Source organism: Vibrio sp. D54 (genome assembly GCF_021728075.1).
GTDB classification, from domain to species: Bacteria; Pseudomonadota; Gammaproteobacteria; order Enterobacterales; family Vibrionaceae; genus Vibrio; species Vibrio alginolyticus.
In genome coordinates this window covers 199996-219761 of the sequence record NZ_JAKKCS010000004.1, presented here as the reverse complement: position 1 = coordinate 219761, position 19766 = coordinate 199996, and the positions used below count along the sequence as shown (strand labels likewise).

Below are 19766 nucleotides of genomic sequence, written 5' to 3'. Positions count from 1 at the left end.
GATTATCCTTGGTTTTCAGGCAAACAGTTCATTGAACCAGGATGCTGAGTCACAACGTCGGTGAACAAGAACGGAGGAACGCTAGAGAACAAAGTGACTGGCTCTGCGATACTTGGCGCTGCCAGTGAGCTGTATTGCTCCCAATCTTCAATACGATCAGGGCTCGCCTTCACTTTCTGCACCCAATTTAGGAACGCAGCACGATCAGACATTGCTGAAGCTGTGAACTTCATTTGCGAAAAGCCTTCGCCGCTGTAGTTCGATGCAAAACCCTTGTAGTCACCTTCGTGGTTCGCTATCAGGTTGAGCTTGGTTACCATTCCTGGCATCGCGTAGATCTGTGTACCTAAGCGAGGGATGAAAAACGCGTTCATGATGTTGTCCGAAGTCAGTTTGAACTGCACTGGCACGTCTTTCGGGAACGCCACATAGTTCACCGTCGCAATGTTTTCTTCTGGATAGATGAACAACCATTTCCAATCGAGTGACACCACTTCGATGGTCATTGGTTTAACATCACTTTCCAAAGGTTTGGATGGCTCTAGTTCATGAGTCGAACGCCATGTGATCGTCGCAAGAATCGCAATGATGATGATTGGAATTGTCCATACCACCACTTCGATTTTGGTCGAGTGTGACCACTCGGGTGCGTACTCTTCTTCAGTGTTAGAGGCGCGGTATCGGTAAGCGAAGTAAATCGTCATTAAAATCACAGGGATTACAACGATCAACATCAGCAAAAGAGCAGTAATAATTAACTCTTTTTCTTGCACACCAATGGCACCTTTGGGGTCAAGTAAAGCTGAATTACATCCTGAGAGCATAAGTATGACGGACGCCAAACTTCCCCTCGACAAGATGCGTTTATATCTTGAGGCTTCCATTAACTTTCTCGATGGTTGTCTGGTTTCAAAGCAGATGCCAATCAAAGTAAATAAGAGCTCACAAATTGCGCAGAGGTAATGTATGAGAACAAGAAGAAACTTCGATAAGTAGTTATTCTACTTACAATTTTTCAACTTCGCCATCAAGCATTTAACCAGCTAGAATGAACCGTTATTTGCTACGATACGATTGGTATCAAGCCAAGAACCAGTTGTTATAGTCATTAGAATGTTTATGTGTTGAGCATGAGTAACGTCGGGCTCAGAGCGAAACAAAACGGAATTGAGTGGAGATCAAAACCACACTCTTAGTGTGAGTTTATTGTTACACTTTGAAACACTATGTTACATTTGGCGCATTATGAGGAGTAAAAAGTTAAAGCTCATTAGCCACAACTGGAAACTAACCTTCCATTAATGGAAGTTACACACTTTAAATAGAATATTAACCTCAACACGAATTTCTCGTGCTTCAACAATTAATTATTTAAAAACAAACAGTTGAAACTTAAAATTGATGAGACCGACTATCAACTTCATTTACGCAGATAGCCTTAATGAGAAGCGGAAACTAAAAAACAAAAAGTGTGATCAACGTCAAATTAATGATTTCACTTAATATTTGAGTGGTATTTACATGTCTTTATTGGATTGTGAGAAATCATTCTCAAGGTAAATCCAAACATAAGTTGTAAATACATTTGGGTTGCGCAGAATGAGCACTCCACAACATAGAAAATGTTGAAATGGAAAGAGACTTATTATTCAGGTCCATCAGAGCCTTATTTCAGTGGTCACTTACATACGAATACCGCCATCCACTTCTAAAACTCTGCCAGTAAAGTAATCACTCTCAATAATGTATTTTACTGCATGCGCGATTTCGCTTGTTTCGCCCATCCTGCCAACTGGGATCATCTTTTCTAATCGCTCTATGGCTTCGGGTTTCATTTGCTCTGCCATCGCGGTATGAACTACACCTGGTGCAACCGCCGCCGCGCGAATACCGTATCTTGCGAGCTCACGAGCCCATGTTGTCGCCATGGTCGCGACCGCCGCTTTAGATGCAGAATAATTGGTTTGTCCGATATTCCCAGCTCTCGCAACACTAGAAATATTGATGATAACGCCTTGGGATCCACTCTCAATCATCTTGACGGCAGCTTCACGCCCACACAAAAATGTTCCTGTCACGTTAACGTTCATGACCAAATTGAATTGATCCAAAGACATCTTACTGATCACGCCATCTTTTGCTTTTACAAGTAACCCATCTCTTAATACGCCAGCGTTATTGACTAACCCATTGAGTTGACCAAAATCTTGGATAATCGCTTCAAACGTGGTTTCAACGTCGATTTCGTTGGTGACATCCACTTGATATGTCAACGCTTTCGCACTCAGCATTCGACACTGCTCTTGTGTTTCCATTAAGCCACTGGCGTTTACATCCAACAACGCTAAATCAGCGCCAGCTTGAGCAAGGGTAATGGCCATCATTTGCCCAAGCCCCTGCCCTGCTCCTGTAATGGCAATAACACTACTTTTTATGTCCATATTGGTGCACTCCATAGCTCGTAATGTTCTCTATCTCAACCAGTCTAAGTTGGCCGAAATGATGCGCGTTTTAGGTCACCATCTCGGGCTGGTTTGTCACAAAACTCAGTCTAGCCTTTCTTACTCTTGTATAACTCAAATAAGCTTGAGAAATCGAGCTCGCCGTGGCCGCTCGCGTTGTGGAAAGAATATAAGTTGCGCGCTAACGACCCCATCGGAACCGAAGAATGTGTTTGTAACGCCGCATCTAACCCCAAGCCGAGATCTTTTAGCATGAGTTTGCTCATAAAGCCCGGTTGGTAATCGTGACTGGCTGGCGCACTGTCCATCACGCCTGGGCAAGGATTGTAAAGCTCCAATGCCCAATTTCGGCCAGAGCTTTGCAGCATGATGTTTGATAGCACTTTTGGATCGAGTCCATGATCGATACCTAGGTTTAATGCCTCGCACGTACCAGACATTAAAATGCCGAGCATAAGGTTGTTACAGATTTTCGCCATTTGACCATCGCCTGCTTTGCCAGCATGGAAAACATTTTTTCCCATATACTGCAAAATCGCATTGGCTTTAGAAAACGCTTGATCCGAACCACCAACAATAAAGGTTAATGTCGCCGCTTTAGCGCCAGCAACGCCCCCCGAAACGGGTGCGTCGACAAACAACACGCGTTTATTTGCCGCTTCATTGGCGACTAATCGCGCGGAGTCCGGATCAATGGTTGAACAATCAATCATCAAGGTACTTGGCGAGACAAGATTGAGGACACCTACACCACCGTGTAAGTCACCAAGATACACGGAACGAACGTGAGACCCTGCTGGTAGCATCGTGATGACTGTGCTAGCACCATCTACTACCTCTTCGATAGAGCTCGCCACCACCGCACCAAAAGGTACTAGTTGCTTTGCGGCTTCGCTATCGACATCGAATACTTGCACGTTAAATCCAGACGCGAGTAAGTTTTGCGCCATAGGATGCCCCATTCTTCCTAAACCGATAAATGCGATGGTACTCATGATCATTCTCCTTATTGACCTAGTGTTTGTTCACCCAAATTAGCAAGCGGATGCTCGTTATCTGACCAAAGAGAGGTAAACAAAGTATCGATAACATCTTCATCGACTTCACTGACACTGTTAAATATCCAGCTCGGCTCGCCATCCCGGCCAATGAGCCGAGAACGGACGCCCTCTTTAAACTCACCTAATAAGGCACTTCGAACCGACAAACTCAACTCTAAACGGAAGCAATCTGCAAGCGGTAAGCTGTGGTATTCTTTCACTTGTCTGAAGCAAATATGCGCGGTGATCGGACTGCCCGATGCGAACGTTTGTTTCGCGTTTTCTATCCACTGGCTATTCCCTTCGATAGTCATGATTCGCTGTGCTATCGCATTAAGATCAAAGCCTTTGCACGCTTCCTCTATCTGATCTAAGTATGGACAAATTTGCGTGGTTGGTTTGCTATCAATAACTTGTTCTTCCATTAACTGTAGTAGTGCAGTTACCAACTCTTTCGCGTCTTCTTTGCCCCACTGGAGCCGCTTTAGCTCATCCAGTAAGGTGGGATACTGCTCTTCCAACAGTAACCAATCGGCCAAACCAATAGTGACAGCGTCACTTGAATTTACCATTGAACCTGTCAATCCGAGGAATAAGCCCACTTGCGGATCTATCTGGCTTAAAAACCACGTACCTCCCACATCGGGATACAGTCCAATATTGATTTCTGGCATAGCAAGGCGTGATGTTGTTGTCACAACTTTATGGCTGGTTCCCATAAAAAGCCCCATCCCACCGCCCATGACAATACCTTCTCCCCAACCGATAATGGGTTTGTTGTAAGTGTGGATGAGATAGTCACACTCATACTCCAACGAGAAATAGTTCGTACAGAACTCTACGATTTTTTCTTTACTCTCGTTATGCATGACGTGATACATAGCTCGAACATCACCACCAGCACAGAATGCTTTTTCTCCAGCGCCAGTCAGTACCACACAAGCCATATGTGGATCATCTTGCCACTTGATAAGCTGATCGTTAAGTTGGACTAACATGTCATACGTCAATGCATTCAATGAAGCGGTGTTGTCTAACGTTGCGATACCAATGCGGTGCACGCCATCTAAGCACTCTATTTCACTAATGGTTACCATCCCTGCCATGTGGCCTCCTATCGGTTTTTCCATTGCGGTGGGCGTTTTTCTAAAAAGGCGCGAACACCCTCAACTTGATCTTCCGTATCAAAAAGATTCAGAAACAACTCTCGCTCTTTCATTAAGCCGTGCTTAAGTGGCGCAGAGCGCATATTTTGAATGAGCGCCTTACATGCGGCGACAGAAGATGGTGACTGGTTCGCAACAGATTCAGCAAGTTCCAGCGCTTTACTTAAAGCTTCACCTTTGGGAACCAACTCCTCAACTAGGCCTAGTTCTTTTGCTTTGTCAGCGCTGACTTGCTCTCCACATAAAATGATACGCTTTGCCCAGCCTTCCCCTACTAACGCTGTGAGGTTTTGGGTACCGCCAGCGCAGGGCAAAAGTCCGACTTTGGCTTCAGGTAAAGCAAGTACCGCTTGCTCTTCAACGACTCGAATATCACAAGCTAATGCCACTTCTAAACCTCCACCCATGGCGTAACCATTAATAGCGGCAATGGAAACACCACGGAATTCCGAGAGCATTTCAAAGGCTTCACCAAAGCATCGCGCCATGTCTAACGCAACCGCTTTGTCACCGTCAGAAAATAGCTTGAGATCTGCACCAGCAGAGAAAAACTTTTCTCCACTGCCGGTTAAAACCAGTGCGTAGACCTGCTTATCATTGTTAAGTGTGAGTATCAGCGACTTCAGTACCTTGAGGCTCTCTGCTGTCCACGTATTGGCTGGCGGGTTGTTCATCGTCACCACCGCAACGTGATTAGTGATCGTATGTTGAATGGCTTCTTGGGTTAATGGCATATCTGAATCCTTTCTCAATGAGCAAATCCAATACTTCGCTACAGCAAGGCCGACTCCTCTGAGAGTAAACGGCGCGCGATGATCAAGCGCATGATTTCGTTTGTCCCCTCCAGAATTTGATGCACACGCACATCTCTGAAATGACGCTCCATTGGATACTCTTTGATGTAACCATAGCCGCCATAAAGCTGTAGCGCGTGGTCGCAAACCTGAAAGCCCACATCAGTCGCGAACCGTTTTGCCATAGCACAATAAGCCGTGGCATCCGGATCATTTCGGTCGAGCTTGCTGGCGGCATAGCGCACTAACTGCCGCGCAGCCACTAGCTCTGTTGCCATGTCTGCCAATTTGAATTGTAAGGCTTGAAACTGCGCAAGCGACTTGCCGAACTGCTTACGTTCTTGAACGTACCGTGCCGCCTGATTAAGGGCCTGTTGAGCCGTACCGACGGAACAGGTCGCAATATTTATACGCCCTCCATCAAGCCCTTTCATCGCAAAGACAAAACCTTGCCCTTCTTCGCCCAGTAAATGGCTAGCTGGAATAACGACATTTTCAAAAGTAACCGCTCGTGTTGGTTGGCTGTTCCAACCCATTTTGGGTTCTTTGCGTCCATAGCTGATACCATCAGCGTGAGCAGGGACAACAAATGCGGACACGCCTTTGGCACCCGCTTCTCCAGTTCTCGCCATCACGACCAAAACATCTGTCTCTCCTGCGCCAGAGATAAAGGTTTTGCCACCATTCAACACGTAAGTATCACCTTTTTTGCTCGCGGTTGTGGTCAACGAAGCGGCATCCGATCCCGCATTAGGCTCGGTTAAGCAATAGGAGCCTAACCACTCCCCCGTAACTAATTTCGGACAGAACTGCGTTTTGGCTTCATCGGTAGCAAAACTGGCTATCATCCAACTCACCATATTGTGGATAGTCATGAAAGCGGTCGTCGACGTACAGCCCATTGAGAGTTGTTCAAAGATAATTGAAGCATCCAAGCGACTCAGCCCTAGGCCACCTTGCGCTTCTGGAGTGTAGAGACTGAGAAACCCCAGTTCCCCCGCCTCTCTCAATACGTCTTTGGGGAAGATCTGCTTTTCATCCCACTCCGCCGCCATCGGTGCTAAACACTCATCGGCAAATTGCTGAGCGGTATCGGCAAATGCACGTTGATCTTCATTAAGTTCAAAGTCCATAAAAGCTCCTTCTATTCACTCAGCGCAGTTGGATGGTCAAATTAGGCCCCGTTGGAATATCGTCATCAAACCAACGTGCCGTCACCGTTTTGGTCTCGGTATAAAAACGTACCGCTTGTTTACCATACGCATGTAAATCACCATAGAAACTGCCTCTCCAACCAGTAAAGGAGAAAAATGGTAAAGGGACTGGAATAGGCACATTGATCCCAACCTGACCGACTTGAATGTCATGCTGATATTTTCTCGCAGCAGCGCCATTAGCCGTAAAAATGGAAGTGCCGTTCCCGTATGGGTTGCGATTCACCAACTCAATGGCCTCTTGCAACGTTTCGACTTCCATACAAACTAAAACAGGGCCAAATATCTCTTGCGTGTAAATCGACATGTTCGCTGTTACACCGCTAAACAAGGTTGGGCCAATCCAGTTTCCATCGGGAAAGCCTTCCACTTCACACTGACTGCCATCGAGTTCACACACTGCGCCTTGTTGTTTGCCATCTTCAATTAGGTCCAATACGCGTTGTTTAGCTTGCTCACTGATCAGTGGGCCATAAGCAGCTTGCTCATCGTCCCAAGGCCCTGGGTGTACTTTCGCCATTGCCTGTTTGAGGTCTGTAATCCATTGTTTTGAATCGCCGACAAATACCGCAACAGAAATTGCCATACAACGCTGTCCCGCCGCCCCAACGGAGGCTCCGATTAGGTTATTCACCACTTGTTCCTTGTTCGCATCAGGCATGATCACCATGTGATTTTTAGCACCAGCAAAAGCTTGAACGCGTTTAAAGTGTTTCGTACCCGTGGTGTAGATATAACGGGCAACAGGAACCGAGCCAACAAATGACACCGCTCGAATATCAGGATGAGCCAGAAGAAAGTCGACTTGCTCTTTGCGGCCATGAACGATCTGCAACACTCCTTTCGGCGCGCCAGCTTGCTCAAATAGTTCAGCTAAACGAATAGAGGTCAACGGCACTTGTTCGGAGGGTTTAAGCACAAATGTATTGCCCGCAGCGATAGCGATTGGGAACATCCACAACGGAATCATGGCAGGAAAGTTAAATGGCGTAATGCCGCAACACACACCTAGGGGCTGAATCATTGAGTAACTATCAATATCCGTGGCAACGTTTTCGACGGTTTCGCCCATCATGTTGCTGGCAATATTTGCAGCCTGCTCAACCACCTCTATGCCTCGCCACACATCGCCTTTAGCATCCGCTAAAATCTTACCCGTTTCATGAGAAAGCAGTGTGGCAAGCTCATCATGATGCTCTTTGAGCAAGTGCTGATAACGCAGCATGACTCTGGCACGCTCGGGTATCGCCACTTCTTTCCAAGATTGGAATGTCTCTTTCGCATTATCAATGGCGGCTTCCATCTCGTGCTCTGTGGAACATGGAACGTACGCAATGACATCATTAGTGGCGGGATTGGTTACCTCAACCCAATCCGATGTTTGAGATTCACGAAACTCGCCACCAATAAACAAGGGAACCAAACGAGTCATCATTTACTCCTTTCTGATTTCAATTAAAGCGGTATTTCAATGCCTATCGCCGTGGCTTCTCCACCGCCGATACAAAGTGATGCAACACCCCGCATCACTTTTTTGGCTTCGAGATCACCATTGGTGCCTAACGCTTGTAGCTGACGCAAACTGTGAATCAATGTCACCAGAATTCGTGCGCCACTAGCCCCTATCGGATGCCCAAGCGCACAGGCTCCACCTTTAATATTTACTTTGCTCGTATCTAGTCCAAGTTCCGCCACCGCTATTTGTGTCACGACGGCAAAGGCTTCATTGATTTCCCACAGGTCCACTTCATAAATTGACCAATCTAGCTGGAACAGCAGTTGCTCAATTGCGTAGACGGGTGCCAAAGTAAATTCTGCAGGTTTTCTGGCATGTGTAGAGTGCGCCTTGATGATCGCAAGTGGTTTAAGCCCCTGATGACGCGCAGTGTCTTCATCCATAAGCACAAGAGCCGCTGCGCCATCTGAAATGGCACTCGAATTAGCAGCGGTCACCGTACCTTTTTCATCGAATGCAGGTTTGAGTTGAGGAATTTTACCAAGGTCAATCGAGCGAGGGTGCTCATCGTAGTCCAGCACCGCTTGTTCTGACTTAGTATTGAGTGAAACCGGCGAAAGTTCATCGGCAAACAAGCCTCGCTCTTGAGCTTCCAACGCACGTTTTGCCGACATCACGGCCCATTCATCCATTTGCTCTCTGGTGAACTTAAGCCTGTCAGCGACTTGCTGAGCATAAACACCCATTAAGTACCCTTCGTAAGCATCTTGTAGCCCATCGAGAAACATGTGGTCATACGCAGACTGGTGCCCCATACGCATTCCCTTTCTCGCCTCCCTCAGCAAATACGGCGCATTGGTCATACTTTCCATACCACCAGCAATGGCAGAGCGAATCGTTCCAGCTTTAATGAGATCGTGCGCTAACATGACGCTCTTCATGCCAGAGCCACACACTTTGTTAATGGTGGTGCACCCTACACCCAAAGGAAGATCTGCCCCCATAGATGCTTGCCTAGCAGGAGCTTGTCCACACCCTGCTGGAAGCACACATCCCATGAACACTTCATCCACCGAAGTCACATTCACTTCGTGCATTGCCGCCTTGATCGCCAGTGCGCCTAATTGAGGAGCAGAGTAAGTTTGCAACTTGCCTTGAAAGCGCCCAATTGGCGTTCTTTTCGCGCTGACAATCCAGATGTCTTTTCCCATGATTCGCATTCCCTTAAGGTATATGTGAACACTTGGCAGACTGATGACACCCTACATAGAATTACTCACCAAGCGCCACACCAGCCTTTATCGCCTTTTTCACTAACAAACTTTCATTCCGCGATTTCTTGACGTTTACGTAAGCATAGCACTAGCCTTTACAATGAGATGAAAAAACACACCAAGCAGACGTTTATATTTCAAAGTTGATGTTCGGCCTTCCCATTTAAGGTTCGATTTCCAGAAACTGGATTTTTATTCGAGGTAAGTATGTTATGGAAAAATACAAGATCAGTGACCTCGCCAAGGAGTTTGATATTACTACTCGCAGTATCCGGTTTTATGAAGACGTGGGTCTGATTGAACCAGAGCGAAAAGGCAATATGCGCGTTTATCAACGCAGGGATAGAATTCGCCTCAAACTGATTTTAAGAGGGAAACGACTCGGTTTTTCGTTGGCAGAAATTCGTGAACTTTTCGAGCTCTACGACATGCAACAAACCGAAGGACAGTTGTTGAAAATGCTCAATATCATTGAAGAGAAACAAGCTGTCCTACAGCAACAACTCAACGACATCAGCGTCGTTATGGCAGAGTTGAATGCCGCTAAGGAGCGTTGTATTCAAACACTCAAAAGCAAGCAGACATAAACGCTATACTCAATTAGCAACACCGCTACAGGCTTTTCCACCTTACCTCTGATACCGGGAGACGTTATGAAAAGCACCTATACCCCACTCAATTTCGGACTTGGTGATACCATCGATATGCTCCGAGAACACGTTAATGCCTTTGCTACGGAACATATTGCGCCCATCGCCGCTGAGATAGACCGCGATAACCAGTTCCCGAGTCATTTATGGCCTTTGTTGGGAGAAATGGGGTTGCTTGGTGTGACCGTCGATGAAGAGCTTGGTGGTGCAGGCATGGGATACCTCGCTCACGTTGTTGCCATGGAAGAAATCAGCCGTGCCTCTGCGTCTGTCGCTTTAAGCTACGGCGCTCATTCTAACCTGTGCGTCAACCAAATCTTTCGTAACGGCACGCCTTCTCAACGCGAAAAATACCTTCCAAAACTCATTGATGGTAAGCACGTTGGCGCCCTAGCGATGAGTGAGCCCAATGCCGGTTCAGACGTGATAAGCATGCAACTGAAAGCGGAGAACAAGGGCGACCATTTTGTACTGAATGGCAACAAAATGTGGATAACAAACGGGCCCGATGCTGACGTAGTGGTGCTTTACGCTAAAACGGATGTCAGCGCAGGTTCACGTGGCATTACCGCATTCATTATTGAACGTAACTTCGCAGGTTTCACTCATGCTCAAAAGCTGGACAAGCTAGGCATGAGAGGCTCGAATACTTGCGAACTTGTATTTAACCATTGCGTAGTGCCAAAAGAGAATATTCTTGGCGAGTTGAATCAAGGCGTCGAGGTGTTAATGAGTGGGCTGGATTACGAGCGCGTCGTCCTCGCTGCCGGACCACTCGGGATAATGCAAGCTTGCATGGACATTGTGGTCCCGTACGTACATGAACGAGAGCAGTTTGGAAAACCCATTGGCGAGTTTCAGTTAGTTCAGGGCAAGATCGCCGATATGTACTCTCGAATGAGTGCAGCAAAAGCGTATGTATATACCGTCGCAGCGGCTTGTGATCGAGGTAACGCAACACGCAAAGATGCCGCTGGCGCGATTTTGTACAGTGCAGAGCTCGCCACACAAATGGCACTCGATGCAATCCAGTTGCTCGGTGGGAATGGCTACATCAATGAATACCCTGCTGGTCGTTTGCTACGTGATGCAAAGCTTTATGAAATCGGCGCGGGTACCTCTGAGATTCGCCGCATGTTAATAGGCCGAGAGCTGTTCGAAGAATCTCGCTAACGGAACATACGACAAGGAAGTCATTATGGCCATTATCAAAAGTAAAACTAAGCCAACTGACGAGTTATTTCTTTCCAATAAAGCTGCGATGGAAACGTTGGTCACTCAACTTAATCAACACATCGAGACCATCAAACAGTGCGGCGGTGAAAAAGCCATTCAGCACCAGAGGCAAAAAGGAAAACTCCCCGCACGAGAACGCATCGCGCGCTTGCTTGATGACAACACTGACTTTCTTGAAATCAGCCAGTTTGCCGCCTGGCAAGTGTATGACGAAGCGATCCCCTGCGCTGGCGTTATCGCCGGCATTGGTATCATAGAGGGGATTCAATGCATGGTCATCGCCAACGATGCTTCGGTAAAAGGCGGAACCTACTACCCACTCACGGTAAAAAAACACCTTAGAGCGCAAGAGATTGCCCAACGTTGCCAACTCCCCTGCGTGTACTTGGTGGACTCCGGTGGCGCAAATCTCCCTCACCAGTCCGACGTCTTCCCCGACAAAGAACACTTTGGTCGCATTTTCTTTAACCAAGCGAGAATGTCGGCGAAAGGCATCCCCCAAGTTGCTGTTGTGATGGGGCTTTGCACTGCTGGGGGCGCGTACGTTCCTGCCATGGCGGATGTGTCCATTATGGTTAAAGAGCAAGGCACCATTTTTTTGGCGGGGCCACCTTTGGTGAAAGCGGCCACTGGCGAAGTCGTGACGGGTGAAGAGCTCGGCGGTGCAGACGTGCATTGTCGAAAATCTGGTGTCGCAGATTATTACGCTGAAAATGATGAACATGCCCTAATGCTTGCGAGAGAAGCCATTGCCAATGCAAATAGAACAAGACCTGTTAAGCCAGAAAACACCGTGCTTCCTCCCCGCTACGACGCAGAAGAAATCTACGGAATCGTGAATGCCAACTTACGACTGTCATTCGACGTTCGAGAAATTATTGCCCGCATCGTCGATGATTCTGATTTTGACGAATTCAAAGCCTTGTACGGCAGAACGTTAGTGTGTGGCTTTGCTCGCGTTCACGGACACTTGATCGGCATTGTGGCAAACAACGGCATCTTGTTTTCTGAATCGGCACAAAAAGGCGCACACTTTATTGAACTTTGCGCCAAACGGAAAACACCGCTTCTCTTTCTCCAAAACATTACCGGATTTATGGTCGGGAAAAAGGTGGAAGAAGAAGGCATCGCAAAACATGGCGCCAAGCTGGTGATGGCCGTCGCTTGTGCTGATGTACCGAAGTTTACCGTGATCATCGGTGGGTCGTACGGCGCTGGCAATTATGGCATGTGCGGCCGAGCTTATGATCCAACCATGATGTGGATGTGGCCGAACGCGCGTATTTCTGTGATGGGCGGAGAACAAGCAGCAGGCGTTTTAACACAAGTTCGAAAAGACGCGAAGGAACGTCAGGGGGAAGCATGGTCAGAGCAAGAAGAGCACATTTTTAGAGAATCGATCATAGACTTGTATGAAACACAAGGACATCCCTATTTTGCGAGTGCTCGGCTATGGGATGACGGAATTATTGACCCTAAAAAAACGCGTCAGGTGTTGAGTCAAGCGTTAATGGCAGCATTAAACGCCCCCATTCCTGATAGCGAGTTTGGCGTCTTCAGAATGTAAACATCCAAAGATGAATTAAGGAAGTAAGTATGCAGGAAATGCAACCAAGCATTATTCCCAACGCCCAAAGGCAAGATGATGTTCTTTGGCATGTCGATGATAATGGCGTAGCGACCATTACCCTAAACAGAACAGCTAAACACAATGCTTTTGACGCTTGTACGATCGACTTGCTTATCCACCGTCTAGATTATCTCGCTTTACGAACGGATGTGCGGTGCTTGGTATTAAGAAGTAACGGCAAGCACTTTTCATCCGGGGCCGATTTGAATTGGATGCAGTCGATGGCCGAAAGCACGAGGCAAGATAACTTCGTTGATGCCCAAAACTTGGCAAGACTCATGGAAACACTAGATTCGTTCCCTCAACCCACCATCGCAGTTGTTCAAGGTTCCGCTTATGGTGGTGCTTTAGGGTTGATTTGTTGTAGTGATATCGCCATCGCAAGCCAAAGTGCCAACTTTTGCTTAAGTGAAGTTAAGCTTGGTTTAGTTCCAGCGACCATTGCGCCTTACGTCATGCGCGCGATGGGGAATAGACAAGCTAGACGCTATATCTTAAGTGGTGAAGTCATTTCAGCCGAAGATGCCGAACGGTTTGGTATTGTGCACGAAGTGAAAGAAGCCAAACAGCTTGAAAATGCGGTCGATAGCGTAATCAAGACGTTGCTACTTAATAGCCCAGATGCGATGCGTAAAGCGAAAACGCTCTGCCATCAATGTCATCAAAACCCCATCGATCAACAACTGATTCACTATACTAGCAAGCTCATTGCGGACATTAGAGTATCACCCCAAGGTCAAGATGGGCTGCAAGCGTTTCTTGAAAAGCGTAGCCCAAGTTGGGTCACCAAGTCACAGGACAAGTAATGCTACCTTCCAAAGTAAAGATTGTCGAAGTAGGTCCTAGAGATGGGTTGCAAAATGAATCTCCTGTTGCGACCCAGACTAAAATCCGGCTGATCAACTTACTCTCTGATACTGGGTTAACGCATATTGAGGCGGGCTCTTTTGTCTCACCCAAATGGGTGCCACAAATGGCGGACTCAATAGAGGTCATGAAAGCAATAACACGGCGAAATCATGTTACCTACTCTGCCCTGACACCAAACCTAAAAGGCTTAGAACAAGCGTTGGAGGCTGACGCCAATCAGGTCGCAATTTTCACTTCATCCTCAGAAGGATTCTGCCAACACAATATCAATTGCTCGATTGCAGAAAGCCTAACTCGCTTCGAACCTGTAATGCGATTAGCCACCAAATACGGTATCCCTGTTCGTGGCTATCTATCCTGCGTTGCCGACTGCCCTTGCGATGGCCCGACAGCCCCAAAACAAGTGGCGAGCGTGGTCAAATCACTCATCGATTTAGGGTGTTATGAGGTGTCTCTAGGCGACACAATCGGTACAGGCACGCCAAATCGTATCGCTGCTATGCTAGAAGCCGTCATGTTGGTTGCACCTCTTCCCCAGCTTGCTGTCCATTTCCACGATACATGGGGACAAGCACTCGCCAATATTCATCAAGCATTGAGTATGGGCATCAATACCATCGACAGCAGTGTAGCTGGGCTGGGTGGATGCCCATACGCTCATGGCGCATCAGGAAATGTCGCAACGGAGGATGTACTATATTTATGCCAAGGGTTAGGAATAGAAACGGGGATCGACTTAGAGCTACTGGCTAAAGCTGGCTGGATGATCAGCGAAGAGCTGGGTCGGCAGCCTACATCAAAAGTGTCATTAGCATTGCGTAACCGCGTATTATCACTTTCGTAGAAGGCCATCCGGCACCTCAAATTCTCCCAACCCAAGTTAACTTGCTCTACTTTCGAGTAGGGAAGCGAAACCGCCCGCCAGTACGATAAATAATTAGAGAAAATAAGATAAGCACACAACCTACTAGTTTATTTGCCGTTAGCACTTCGCCATACCACAGCACGCTCAGAATAACCGTCCAAACTGGTTCTAATATCATAATTAGAGCAGCGTTACCTGCCTGAACAAATTTTTGCCCCATGGTTTGCATTACGTAACGCAAGCTCGTCGCTAATAAGGTACTCAACGCAAACCACCACCAAATAGAGGAATCCACCTCTGCTGGGAAAGATTCCATAAAAAATGAAACCAACAAACCTAAACAACCTGCTGAAAAAAGTTGCACGCAAGTAAGCAGCAGCACAGGTAGTTTTTGAGAGTATTTGCTGTTCACATTAAAATGAAGCGCCAAAACCAGTGCTGCACCAAGAAACCACAATTGACTGGCCGATTGTTTCCAGCCACCAACTAAAGAAAGACAAGCAAGACCTAATACAGCGATAGGCAAAGAAAGCCAGAAAATTCGTTGTGGTCGTTGACGAAACATAACCCATGCAACAATCGGCACAAACAGCATGGAAAGGCTCATGATAAATGCGCCTTCCCCGAGAGTATCACTGATAGAAATAGCGTAAATCCATGTCATAACGGCACTGCCTAACAGGAGCCCGACACCACCAGCAGAAAGCACATCTTTTAAGTTTGCTTTCAGCAAAGGTCGGTAACATAGAGGCAGTAAGCAGAGCGAAGCGATAGTAAATCGCGCCCCAATAAAGCCAAAAGGTGGTAAACCCTGTATTGTTTCCTTAGAGAATATCCAGCCAAGTGCCGCGATCATCGTCGTCGCAACCAGAATAACCGTCGCTTTGCGTTCTGAGTTAAACATAAGTACTCACAAAATATGGAACACACAATAGCGCAGCAAGAGAGTTTTACTGCGCTATTGTGTAAATTTGAAAGGGGTTTGTGTCGAGCGAAAAAGTGAAAGCCCGATCCTCTCCTGTATTGTTGTCACGCAGATTGAAGTTCTGCTGCTAGATACATTAAATGCAGGCAAAGTCTTAAGGCAAGCCTTTTCGCATACTAAATTACTTTAGCATTCTATACAGCAAGCAAACTGGCTAAAACCTGTACCGGGTGTCGAACTACCTCCCCTTCAAAACGCTTAACTTGACTGCGGCAGGAGTACCCCGTGGCTAACACACGCTCAGTGGGCAGGTTCTTTATATTCGGTTTCCAACTAAGCTGATATATAGCTTCAGACGTACTTTTCTTATCCACTTCATGTCCGAATGTCCCAGCCATGCCACAACATCCCGTAGGTATGACTTGCAGATTTAAGCCAAAGTGCTGAAAAATAGACTGCCAAGATTTCTCAGTCTCCGGTATTTTGGTCTTTTCTGTGCAATGCGCCATCAAATACCAAGGCTCTTCATCTGATGCGCGTACAGCTGGCCATTCGTTGAGTGTATCCACCAGCCATTCATGAGCCGTATAAACTGTAAATTCGCCCCGCTTTTCTTTTAGAACCTGATGGTATTCATCACGATAACAAAGCACTAAGGCTGCATCGATACCGATCATAGGAATTTCAAGCTCAGCAACTTGTTTGAGAAAATCCGAGGTGTTTTGTGCATTTCTGGCGAATGCCTTAAGGAAACCTTTTACATGTTGAGCTTTCCCATTGGGTTTGAAAGGCAGAACAACAGGGTGTTTCCCTAACCGCTGCAATAACTGAATAAAATCCGCAACCAACTCGGCTTCATAAAAGCTGGTAAATGGATCTTGAACAATCAAGACGTAATTTTGCTTCACTTCTGGGGAAAGCGATTCTAGATACACAAAGTCAAACGGGCTCACTCCAAGTGCCTGACATCGACTTTGCAACGTAGGGATCGATAGCACTGGCGAATCAACAAAACCGATGGATGTCTCTAATACTTGCGTAACAGGCCTACTAGATGCAATTTGATTAACCAGCTTGGGGGCTTTTGCCATAACCGGCAGCAGTTGCTCAATATTCGACACCAGATAGTCGCGCAGAGGTCTGCGATAACGCGAGTGATAAACGTGTAAAAAACGTGCTCTAAAATCAGGCACATCAACTTTAACAGGGCACTGACTCGCACATGCTTTGCACGCTAGACAACCGTTCATCACCTCATAAACTTCATGCGATAAATCATCAGGAGCGGGGCGAGATATCAACTTACTCAGCTTCTGAGCCAAAAGCTTAACCGATAACGTTTGATTGAGAAGTTGCTGTTCGTTAGCGAGCAAATCGAAGTCACTGTCATTAAGGCGACGCAGCCATTCACGCATTATCCCCGCCCTCCCTTTCGGAGAGTGGCGACGATCGGCTGTTACTTTAAATGATGGACACATTGGGCTATCAGCATCGTAATTAAAACACAGCCCATTGCCATTGCAAGACAGCACGGGCTTAAGCGACTCTCGGACTGCTACGGGGATCTGACGATCATAGTAGCCACGCTTGCTCGCTGTGACTTTTACCATTTCAGCGTCGCTATTCAGTGGTGTGCAAATCTTCCCCGGATTCATTTTATTGTCGGGGTCAAACGCCGCTTTAATACGCCTTAATTCAGTAAAGAGCTCATCACCAAAGAAGGCAGGTCCATATTCTGAGCGATATCCTTTACCGTGCTCTCCCCACATTAAACCATTGTATTTTGCCACCAGCGCGACCACATCATCGGACAGTTGATGCATCAACGCTTCTTGTTCGGGGTCACACATATCGAGCGCCGGACGCACGTGAAGAACGCCAGCATCCACATGCCCAAACATGCCATAATGCAGGTTATTGCTGTCTAGTAACGTACGAAATTCCGCGATAAAGTCCGCCAAGTTTTCGGGCGGCACACAGGTATCTTCCGCGAATGCAATCGGCTTTGCCTGACCTTTAGTCGCGCCAAGCAGCCCAACCGCTTTCTTGCGCATTCCATAAATAGCTTGGATGTCTTTGGGGCCGCGACAGACTTGATAGCCGATGATACCACTGCGTCGATGAACGATTTCTTTATCAAGAATTAAAAGTAAGCGTTCAACTTTATCCTCAATATCATCGCTTTGACTGCCTGCGAACTCGACAAAGTTAATCCCTTGCATCTCTTTGCCCTGCACGTCTGAGATCGCGTGTTTTACCGAGTGCCAGACAATGTCTTCTCTTGCAAGATTGAGTACCTTTGCATCAACTGTCTCAACCGATAGCGCCTCTGCTTCGACCATCAAGGGCGCATTTCGTAGCGCAGAGTCAAAACTATCGTATTTAACGTTCACTAATAGTCGCGTGGTAGGTATTCGCGTAAGATTGAGCTTGGCTTCAGTGATAAAAGCTAACGTACCTTCAGAGCCACATAATATTCTCGTGACGTCAAACTCTTCACTCTTGTCGTTGATGGCGTTTTTTAGGTCATAACCAGTAAGAAATCGATTCAGAGGAGGAAACTTATCCAGAATCTGTTGACGCTTGTCTCGACAAACTTCCTCCGTAATTTTTAACGCTCGCGATACTACATCACTGTTTAACCATTTGTTTTGTTGAATTGCTTCGGTATTGAGCACCGAACCATCCGCCAATACGGCTTTGAGCGCCAACACATGATCCGAGGTTTTACCATATTGCAAAGAGCCTTGGCCTGATGCATCAGTATTAATCATCCCACCTAATGTTGCGCGGTTGCTGGTCGACAGATCTGGCGAGAAGAAATAACCATAAGGGCGAACGATGTCGTTGAGTTGATCTTTGACTATCCCAGCTTCCACTCTCACCCAACCTTCCTGCTCGTTAATCTCTAACACTCGATTCATGTAGCGAGACAGATCAACCACGATCCCCGAGTTCAATGATTGTCCGTTGGTGCCCGTTCCGCCTCCTCTGGGCGAAAAGGTCAGGTGTTTAAATTCATCACGAGCACTGACCTTGCCAAGTATTACCACATCATGATGGTTGGCAGGAAAGACGACCGACAACGGAAGTTGCTGGTAGACGCTGTTGTCAGTCGCCATACTCAATCGAGTGGTATAGCGAGCATCAGTATCCCCCTTGAAACCAAGCTGTTTAAGGGTGTTAAAGAACTTGATAACCACAGGTTCAGAAGAAACCTGTAGCGGAAGTGCAGGAAGCATAATTTGAATCAGTGCCTTACGGTTGTCTTTTTAGTTTCATAACATGAATGTGGAGTTAAAAGCGGTAGAGGCGCTTGGGGTTATCGACCAGAATCTTGCTAAACAGTGTCGTATCTTGCGTCCAGTGCCACAAGGTATCTAACAACTGGCCATCATTTGGCATCTCAGCAGCAAAACATGGGTGAGGCCAATCCGACCCCCAGACACATTGCTCTTCATTCGCTTCTAACAAAGCTTGAGCAAATGGAGAAACGTCATCATAAGGCGGCGATTGAGGCGACAAACGATACGGAGCCGACAGTTTTGTCCACACTTTCCCTTCGGCCTTAAGCTTCAATAAGGTTTGAAAACCAGGATGAGAAATCAGCTTGTTTGTTGGCATATGTCCAAGATGATCAATCACTACGGGCACGGGTAAAGCCCTTAATCGGTGATATAAGTCATCAAACTGCGAAACATCAATTAAGCATTGAAGGTGCCAGTGTCGCTCTGCAAGGCGAGCCGCTAAACGCTCAACATCACGCCACTCAATACCACCTTTAAACAGCAAATTCATCCGTACACCACAAAATCCCGCTTCTTGTAGCTCATCAAGCGTTTGCTCAGACACATCCGCATCCACGACCGCGACGCCTTTGTAGTCGTAACCTTGCTGGCGTAAATACCGTAATGTATCAAGATGCAACTGGTTGTCATTGCCATACACACTCGGCTGAACCAGCACGCCATGACGGATGCCTAATTGCTGGTGCAAATGCAGGTACGTGCCGACGCTGGCATCGGGTGGCGTGTAGGTTCGCGTTTCACAGTACGGATAACGTGAAGAAAAAACGTGGGCATGACAATCAACCGCGCCTTCAGGAATCGCGATTGTTGGTTTATTTACAAATGGGTCAGCCGCTTCACAAAATGGAATTATGCTCATCGAAAATCATCCTGTCA

Annotated in this window: 16 protein-coding genes; 5 read left to right on the top strand and 11 right to left on the bottom strand. The window is 47.0% G+C overall.

The genetic code is table 11. From position 1 onward, the window contains the following. Positions 1–2: 2 nt before the first annotated feature. The 8 genes from cyoA to L3V37_RS07430 all read right to left on the bottom strand — a co-directional run bounded on the left by cyoA (position 3) and on the right by L3V37_RS07430 (position 9343). A complete protein-coding gene (cyoA, locus tag L3V37_RS07465) occupies positions 3–884 on the bottom strand; it encodes a ubiquinol oxidase subunit II (RefSeq protein ID WP_005388604.1) in 882 nt (293 codons plus the stop codon). A 798-nt stretch (positions 885–1682) separates the two neighbouring features. After that, complete coding sequence (locus L3V37_RS07460) at positions 1683–2441, bottom strand: SDR family oxidoreductase (protein ID WP_005375778.1); 759 nt, start codon at positions 2439–2441, stop codon at positions 1683–1685. A 110-nt stretch (positions 2442–2551) separates the two neighbouring features. Continuing rightward, positions 2552–3457: a 3-hydroxyisobutyrate dehydrogenase gene (gene mmsB, locus L3V37_RS07455; RefSeq protein WP_005375775.1), complete on the bottom strand. Its 906-nt coding sequence runs from the start codon at positions 3455–3457 to the stop codon at positions 2552–2554. A gap of 11 nt (positions 3458–3468) precedes the next feature. Next, a complete protein-coding gene (locus L3V37_RS07450) occupies positions 3469–4608 on the bottom strand; it encodes an enoyl-CoA hydratase/isomerase family protein (protein WP_237306093.1) in 1140 nt (379 codons plus the stop codon). Between the two features lie 8 nt (positions 4609–4616). Next, positions 4617–5402: an enoyl-CoA hydratase gene (locus tag L3V37_RS07445; RefSeq protein WP_053349982.1), complete on the bottom strand. Its 786-nt coding sequence runs from the start codon at positions 5400–5402 to the stop codon at positions 4617–4619. Positions 5403–5440: 38 nt separating this feature from the next. After that, positions 5441–6595 carry an acyl-CoA dehydrogenase family protein gene (locus L3V37_RS07440; protein WP_170893297.1) on the bottom strand — a complete coding sequence of 385 codons (1155 nt, stop codon included), beginning with the start codon at positions 6593–6595 and terminating at the stop codon, positions 5441–5443. 19 nt (positions 6596–6614) lie between these two features. Further along, positions 6615–8108, bottom strand: a complete 1494-nt coding sequence (locus L3V37_RS07435; protein WP_237306162.1) for a CoA-acylating methylmalonate-semialdehyde dehydrogenase — start codon at positions 8106–8108, stop codon at positions 6615–6617. A 23-nt stretch (positions 8109–8131) separates the two neighbouring features. Beyond that, positions 8132–9343 (bottom strand): thiolase family protein, encoded by a 1212-nt coding sequence (locus tag L3V37_RS07430; protein ID WP_237306092.1) that lies wholly within the window; start codon positions 9341–9343, stop codon positions 8132–8134. A 275-nt stretch (positions 9344–9618) separates the two neighbouring features. Between L3V37_RS07430 and L3V37_RS07425 the strand changes: the two genes are divergently transcribed. From L3V37_RS07425 to L3V37_RS07405, 5 genes are all read left to right on the top strand, one after another. Further along, on the top strand, positions 9619–9993 hold the full coding sequence (locus tag L3V37_RS07425; RefSeq protein ID WP_017821195.1) for a MerR family DNA-binding transcriptional regulator: 375 nt from the start codon (positions 9619–9621) through the stop codon (positions 9991–9993). Positions 9994–10059: 66 nt separating this feature from the next. Beyond that, the gene (locus L3V37_RS07420; protein WP_237306091.1) at positions 10060–11229 is read left to right on the top strand and encodes an isovaleryl-CoA dehydrogenase; all 1170 of its coding nucleotides are present in this window, start codon (positions 10060–10062) and stop codon (positions 11227–11229) included. Between the two features lie 25 nt (positions 11230–11254). Next, positions 11255–12859 carry a carboxyl transferase domain-containing protein gene (locus L3V37_RS07415; RefSeq protein ID WP_237306090.1) on the top strand — a complete coding sequence of 535 codons (1605 nt, stop codon included), beginning with the start codon at positions 11255–11257 and terminating at the stop codon, positions 12857–12859. A 29-nt stretch (positions 12860–12888) separates the two neighbouring features. After that, positions 12889–13728 (top strand): enoyl-CoA hydratase-related protein, encoded by an 840-nt coding sequence (locus L3V37_RS07410; RefSeq protein ID WP_237306089.1) that lies wholly within the window; start codon positions 12889–12891, stop codon positions 13726–13728. Further along, positions 13728–14636 carry a hydroxymethylglutaryl-CoA lyase gene (locus L3V37_RS07405; RefSeq protein WP_064376501.1) on the top strand — a complete coding sequence of 303 codons (909 nt, stop codon included), beginning with the start codon at positions 13728–13730 and terminating at the stop codon, positions 14634–14636. The genes L3V37_RS07410 and L3V37_RS07405 overlap by 1 nt, the downstream gene beginning before the upstream one ends. A 46-nt stretch (positions 14637–14682) precedes the next feature. Here L3V37_RS07405 and L3V37_RS07400 read toward each other — a convergent pair whose 3' ends face one another. The 3 genes from L3V37_RS07400 to L3V37_RS07390 form a co-directional block, all read right to left on the bottom strand. Further along, on the bottom strand, positions 14683–15561 hold the full coding sequence (locus L3V37_RS07400) for a DMT family transporter (protein ID WP_005375761.1): 879 nt from the start codon (positions 15559–15561) through the stop codon (positions 14683–14685). A gap of 215 nt (positions 15562–15776) precedes the next feature. Then, positions 15777–18824, bottom strand: a complete 3048-nt coding sequence (locus L3V37_RS07395; protein ID WP_237306088.1) for an FAD-binding and (Fe-S)-binding domain-containing protein — start codon at positions 18822–18824, stop codon at positions 15777–15779. 55 nt (positions 18825–18879) lie between these two features. Continuing rightward, complete coding sequence (locus tag L3V37_RS07390; RefSeq protein WP_237306087.1) at positions 18880–19749, bottom strand: amidohydrolase; 870 nt, start codon at positions 19747–19749, stop codon at positions 18880–18882. Positions 19750–19766: the final 17 nt, after the last annotated feature.